Genomic DNA, 6,016 nt, shown 5'->3' with positions numbered 1-6,016 from the left:
CCGCGAGATCCCGGCCGACCCGGCCTGCGAGGCCTACGTCATCGTGCTGCAGCTGGGCTGGTGGACGCGGCTGCGCAACCAGGGCGGCCTGGCAGTGCAGGCACTGGCACGGCAGGAATGGCCGATGCCGCTGCACCTGTGCCTGGGCCACCGCTTCCGCGCTTACCAGCGCGCTGCGATGAAGATCGGCACGCGGCTGCGCTGAACTTCACGCTGGCGTGCGCCGATGCACGTCTTCGGCAAGCAACCCGCCAACGCCGGCAGGGATTTGCATCGCGCGTAAGCTCATCGGGATGATGAGCTCGCCCTTCTTTTCCAAGGCCTGGCGTGGCCTTGCCGCCGCCGCCGCGGTGGCCAGTCTCGGTGCCTGTGCGATCTTCTCTCCGCCGAAGTTCGAACCCGGCGCCAGCCCCGCCGCCGTGACGCAGCAGCTCGGCCAGCCCACCGGCGACTACCCGCAACCGGGCGGCGGCCACACGCTGGAATTCGCCAGCGGACCGTTCGGCCGCTTCACCTACCTCGTGCGCTTCGATGGCGACGACAAGCTGGTGAGCGGCGAGCAGGTGCTGACCGAGCGCAACTTCAACGCCATCAGGGCCGGCATGACGGCCGACGAAGTGCGCCTCGCGATCGGCCGGCCCGGCACCACCTTCGGCGTGCACTACCCGAAGGAAATCGTCTGGGCCTACCGCTACGACTCGCCGTTCTGCCAGCGCTTCATGGTCGGCATGGGCTTTGACGACAAGGTCATCGACACAGCCTACGGCCCGGACCCGGCCTGCGACAACGACCGGCCATTCTTTGCGCGCTGAGGACGCTCAGCCCAGGCCTTGCGCCTGGAAGAACTCGGCCAGCTTGGTGTCCAGCGAAAACGCCACGTTGAAACGCATCCACGGCGTGGGGCCGAGGTCGGCCGAGAACAGGTGGCCGGGGCCGAGCATGATGTCGTGCTCGGCCGCCTTGTTGGACAGCGCCACCGGGTCGCTGACCAAAGGGTGCCGAGCCCACAGGAACATGCCCGCCTTGGGCTCGGCAAACAGCTCGAAGCCCAGGCCCGAGAGCCGCTGGCCGACCTGCTGGTGAGCATCGGCCAGCCGCTCGCGCAGGCCTTTGAGGTGCTTGCGCCAGCGGCCTTCGATCAGCACGCCCAGCGCCAGCCGTTCGCCGAATTCGGCGCTGGTCAGCCCGGCGATCATCTTCAGCTGCGCAAGGTCTTCCACCATGTCCGGGTGCGCCACCAGGTAGCCCACGCGGATGTTGGGCGAGATGGTCTTGGAGTAGCTGCCGACCGTGATGACGCGGCTGAGTTGATCGAGGCTGGCCAGCGATGGCCGCGGGTTCGGGTCCAGGTCGACGTAGATGTCGTTCTCGACGATGGTCAGGTCGTGCTTCTCGGCCAGCTGCAGCACGCGGTGCAGGTGCGCCAGCTGGGCCACCGAGCCGGTGGGGCTCTGCAGCCGCGGCTGGGTGAAGAACACCTTGGGCTGGTGCGCCACGATCAAGCGCTCCAGCGCAGGCAGGTCGTAGCCCTGCGGTGTGCGCGGCACGCCCACCAGCGTCGCGCCCTGGAAGCGCAGGCTGAACAGCAGGTTGGCATAGCCGGGGTCGTCAACCAGCACCGTGTCGCCCGCGCGCACCAGGCGGCGCACCGCCAGGTCCAGCGCCTGGCTGGAGCCTTGCGTGAGCAGCACCTGGCTGGGGTGCACCTGCACTTCCTGCTCGGCAAAGGCCTCGGCAATGAACTGGCGCAGCGGCGGGTAACCTTTGGGATCGCCGTAACCGCCGAGGTCCGCGTCTTCGCTGGCCAGGCCGCGCAGCGCGCGGCGCAGGCCGTCTTCGGCCAGCCAGTCGCCCGGCAGCCAGCCACAGCCGGCCTTGATGGACAGGTGGCGGTGCTCGAAGATCTTGCGCATGTACCACATGGCATCGAAACCCTGGCCCGCCGCGACCTGGGTCTGTGCCGGACCGTCGGCCTGCGCCCGCCGCCGCACGAAGAAGCCCGAGTGCGGGCGCGAGACCAGCCAGCCCTGCGCCACCAGCCGGTCGTAAGCCTCGACCACGGTGAACACGCTGACCTGGTGCGCATGCGCGAACTGGCGAATGGACGGCACCTTGGCGCCGGCACGCAAGCCACCCTGCTCGATCTGCGAGCGCAGGCCCTCGACGATCTGGGCCACCAGCGAAATGCTGGACTGGGGCTGAAGCTGGAGCATGGAGGAAGGCCGACGCGGCGCGCTGTACAGGTCTTGCGGCCTGCACAGTGCACCGCACAAGACCTCGCGCTGTACATGGTAACGCCCGTGTCATGAGGCCTAAAGTCGGCGCCTCACCTGCAAACCAGGACAGGAAGGCAAAGACCATGAAACACGAAGCTCCGAACAATGCGATGCTGATGGCGCGCCGCCGCGCTGCGCTGCCCACCGGGCTGGGCCAGACCTACGAGGTCTTTGCCGAGCGCGCGCTGAACGCCGAAGTCTGGGACGTGGAAGGCAAGCGGTACATCGACTTCGGCGGTGGCATCGCGGTGCTGAACACCGGCCACAACCACCCGAAGATCGTGGCCGCCGTGAAGGCGCAGCTGGACAAGGTGCACCACACCTGCTTCCAGGTGCTGGCCTACGAGCCCTACGTCGAACTGGCCGAGCGCCTGATCGAAAAGACCCCGGGCGACTTCGCCAAGAAGGCCTACTTCCTGTCGACCGGCGCCGAGGCGGTCGAAAACGCCGTGAAGATCGCCCGCGCCGCCACCGGCCGCCAGGCCGTGATCGCCTTTGGCGGCGGCTTCCATGGCCGCACGCTGCTGGGCATGGCGCTCACCGGCAAGGTCGCGCCGTACAAGGCCGGCTTCGGCCCCTTCCCGGCCGAGATCTACCACGCCGAGTACCCGAACCCGCTGCACGGCATCGGCACCGCCGAGGCGCTGCGTTCTGTCGAACACATCTTCAAATACGACGTGGAAGCGGCCCGCGTTGCCGCCATCATCATCGAGCCGGTGCAGGGCGAAGGCGGCTTCTACGTCGCCCCCAAGGACTTCGTGCAGGCGCTGCGCAAACTCTGCGACCAGCACGGCATCGTGCTGATCGCCGACGAAGTGCAGACCGGCGCCGGCCGCACCGGCACCTGGCTGGCCAGCGAGCAATGGGGCGTGGCGGCGGACATCGTGACCATGGCCAAGTCCATGGCCGGCGGCTTCCCGCTCTCGGCCGTGATCGGCCGTGCGGACCTGATGGACAAGCCGCTGCCCGGCGGCCTGGGCGGCACTTATGCCGGCAACCCGCTGGCCTGCGCCGCGGCGCTGGCGGTGCTGGACGTGTTCGAGGAAGAGCAGCTGCTGGCCCGCTCGGTGGCCGTGGGCGAAAAGCTCACCGCCGGCCTGAAGGCGCTGGCCACCAAGCACAAGCAGATCCAGGACGTGCGCGGCCTGGGCGCGATGGTGGCGGTCGAGCTGTTCAAGGACGGCGACATCGAAAAGCCTGACGCGGATCTCACCAAGCGCGTCTGCGCCGAAGCCATCAAGCGCGGCCTGGTGCTGCTGTCCTGCGGCGTGTATGCCAACGTGATCCGCATCCTGGTGCCGCTGACCGCCAGCGATGCGCTGCTGGATGAAGGCCTGGCCGTCCTGGGCGAGGCCTTCAGCGCCGCCGTCCAGCAAGGCTGAGACCGATGAACACCATGCCGCATGAGGCAACGCAGGGCCGCTCCCAAGTTGACTCATCCCCCTCGGGGGGCCTGACGCGCAGCGACAGGTCTGGGGGCCCACTTGTTCGGTTTGCAGGTGTGCAGAAGACCTACGACGGGCTCAGCCTGGTTGTGCGCTCGCTGGACCTGGACATCCAGCGCGGCGAGTTCCTGTCGCTGCTGGGCCCGTCGGGTTCCGGCAAGACAACCACGCTGATGATGCTCGCGGGCTTCGAGTCGCCCACCGCAGGCGAGATCCTGCTGGACGGCTCGCCGATCACGCGCACGCCGCCGCACAAGCGCAACTTCGGCATGGTGTTCCAGAACTACGCGCTGTTCCCGCACCTCTCGGTGGCCGACAACGTGGCCTACCCGCTCACGGTGCGCAAGGTGCCCAAGGGCGACATCGCCACCCGCGTGGCCAAGGCGCTGGACATGGTGCAGCTGGTCGGCAAGGGCGAGCGCCTGCCCGGCCAGCTCTCCGGCGGCCAGCAGCAGCGCGTGGCCCTGGCCCGCGCCCTGGTGTTCGAGCCGCAGCTGGTGCTAATGGACGAGCCGCTGGGCGCGCTGGACAAGCAGCTGCGCGAGCACATGCAGATCGAGCTGAAGGAACTGCACCGCAAGCTCGGCGTGACCTTCGTCTACGTCACCCACGACCAGGGCGAAGCGCTGACCATGAGCGACCGCGTGGCCGTTTTTAACGACGGGCTGATCCAGCAGATCGCCCCGGTCGAGCAGCTCTACGAAACCCCGGTGAACCGCTTCGTGGCCGGCTTCGTGGGCGACAGCACGCTGCTGACCGGCACTGTGGGCCAGGCCGACGGCGACAGCTGCGAGCTGGTGCTGCCCACCGGCGAGCGGCTCACGGGCCTGAACATCAACCGTGCGCTGCCCGGTACCCAGGTGCTGGCCTCCGTGCGGCCCGAGCGCATCGAGCCCTGCCTGGTCAAACCCGAGGCGCTGGGCAATGCGGTGCAGGCCGCCGTGACCGACATCATCTATTTCGGCGACCACCTGCGGCTGCGCTGCGCCGTCAACGGCCAGGCGCCGGCCACCGTCAAGCTGCCGCTCGCAGGCGGGCTGCAGCCGGTCGTGGGCCAGGCGGTGTGGCTGCACATTCCGCAGCCCTACCTGCGCATCTATCACTGAACCCGGATCCAAAGGCCCGACCGAGGCCCGCACATCAAGAGGCCCTGCAGCGCAAGCTGACGGTGGCCCGTGACTTCTCTCGCTGCACGACACGTCCCTCCCTCAAGCCCTTTCAGGAGTTATTGCGATGAAGAAGACGTCCATGGCCTTTGCGGCCGCGGCGATGCTGGCCGCGCTGCCAGCGCTGGCCCAGAGCCAGTTGACGGTGGTGAACTTCGGCGGCGCCAATGGCGCGGCACAGAAGAAGGCGTATGTGGAGCCGTTCGAGAAGAGCAGCGGCGCCAAGCTGGTGATCGTGGAATACAACGGCGAGCAGGCCAAGATCAAGGCCATGGTCGAGACCGGCAAGATCAGCTGGGACGTGGTGGAGGTCGAAAGCCCGGACGTGGCGCGCGGCTGCGATGAAGGCCTGTTCGAGAAGATGGACTGGAGCAAGGTCGGCAACAAGGCCGACTTCCAGCCGGCTGCCGTGACCGAATGCGGCGTGGGCGCGTTCGTGTGGTCCACCGTGATGGCCTACAACGGCGACAAGCTCAAGGACGGCCCCAAGACCTGGGCCGATTTCTGGGACACCAAGAAGTTCGCCGGCAAGCGCGGCATGCGCAAGGGCGCGCGCTACAACCTCGAATTCGCGCTGATGGCCGACGGCGTGAAGAGCGCGGACGTCTACAAGGTGCTGGCCACGCCCGCCGGCGCGGACCGTGCGTTCAAGAAGCTGAGCGAACTCAAGCCCAGCATCCAGTGGTGGGAAGCCGGTGCGCAGCCGCCGCAGTTCCTGGTGGCCGGTGACGTGGTGATGGCCACGGCCTACAACGGCCGCATTGACGCCGCGCAGCGCGAAGGCAAGAACCTGAAGATCAGCTGGACCGGCGGCATCTACGACCTGGACTACTGGGTCATTCCCAAGGGCTCGCCGAACAAGGACCTGGCGATGAAGTACATCGCCGCAGCCGCCTCGCCGGCTGCCCAGGCCGAATACGCGCAAAACATCTCCTACGGCCCGACCAACAACAAGGCCCTGGCCAAGCTGGACCCCAAGGTGCTGGCCCTGCTGCCCACCTCGCCGGCCAACAGCAAGGATGCGCTGCAGTTCAACATCGGCTTCTGGGCCGACCAGGGCGAGGCGCTGGAAAAGCGCTTTGCTTCCTGGGCCGCGCAGTGATGGCCTGACGCAATGAGCAGCAGCACC

At 67.8% G+C, this 6,016-nt stretch carries 6 protein-coding genes; 5 read left to right on the top strand and 1 reads right to left on the bottom strand.

Annotation, left to right across the window (positions count from 1 at the left end; genetic code table 11):
- Positions 1-205: hypothetical protein (locus tag FKP22_RS32220; RefSeq protein ID WP_170200950.1), on the top strand; the 205-nt coding region annotated here is incomplete at its 5' end.
- Positions 206-296: 91 nt separating this feature from the next.
- Positions 297-812, top strand: a complete 516-nt coding sequence (locus FKP22_RS18425; protein WP_141289098.1) for a hypothetical protein — start codon at positions 297-299, stop codon at positions 810-812.
- Positions 813-818: 6 nt separating this feature from the next.
- On the opposite strand, the gene FKP22_RS18420 is transcribed toward FKP22_RS18425, so the two are convergent.
- A complete protein-coding gene (locus tag FKP22_RS18420; RefSeq protein ID WP_141289096.1) occupies positions 819-2,213 on the bottom strand; it encodes an aminotransferase-like domain-containing protein in 1,395 nt (464 codons plus the stop codon).
- A gap of 146 nt (positions 2,214-2,359) precedes the next feature.
- Between FKP22_RS18420 and gabT the strand changes: the two genes are divergently transcribed.
- The 3 genes from gabT (at position 2,360) to FKP22_RS18405 (ending at position 5,989) form a co-directional block, all read left to right on the top strand.
- A complete protein-coding gene (gabT, locus tag FKP22_RS18415; protein WP_141289095.1) occupies positions 2,360-3,658 on the top strand; it encodes a 4-aminobutyrate--2-oxoglutarate transaminase in 1,299 nt (432 codons plus the stop codon).
- A gap of 119 nt (positions 3,659-3,777) precedes the next feature.
- Positions 3,778-4,827, top strand: a complete 1,050-nt coding sequence (locus tag FKP22_RS18410) for an ABC transporter ATP-binding protein (protein WP_231012790.1) — start codon at positions 3,778-3,780, stop codon at positions 4,825-4,827.
- A gap of 127 nt (positions 4,828-4,954) precedes the next feature.
- Positions 4,955-5,989, top strand: a complete 1,035-nt coding sequence (locus tag FKP22_RS18405) for an ABC transporter substrate-binding protein (protein ID WP_141289093.1) — start codon at positions 4,955-4,957, stop codon at positions 5,987-5,989.
- The last annotated feature ends 27 nt before the right edge of the window (positions 5,990-6,016 follow it).

The organism is Ideonella azotifigens (assembly GCF_006519715.1).
GTDB lineage: Bacteria > Pseudomonadota > Gammaproteobacteria > Burkholderiales > Burkholderiaceae_C > Ideonella > Ideonella azotifigens.
The sequence above is the reverse complement of the archived record's forward strand: the minus strand, read 5'-3'. Positions and strand labels throughout refer to the sequence as shown.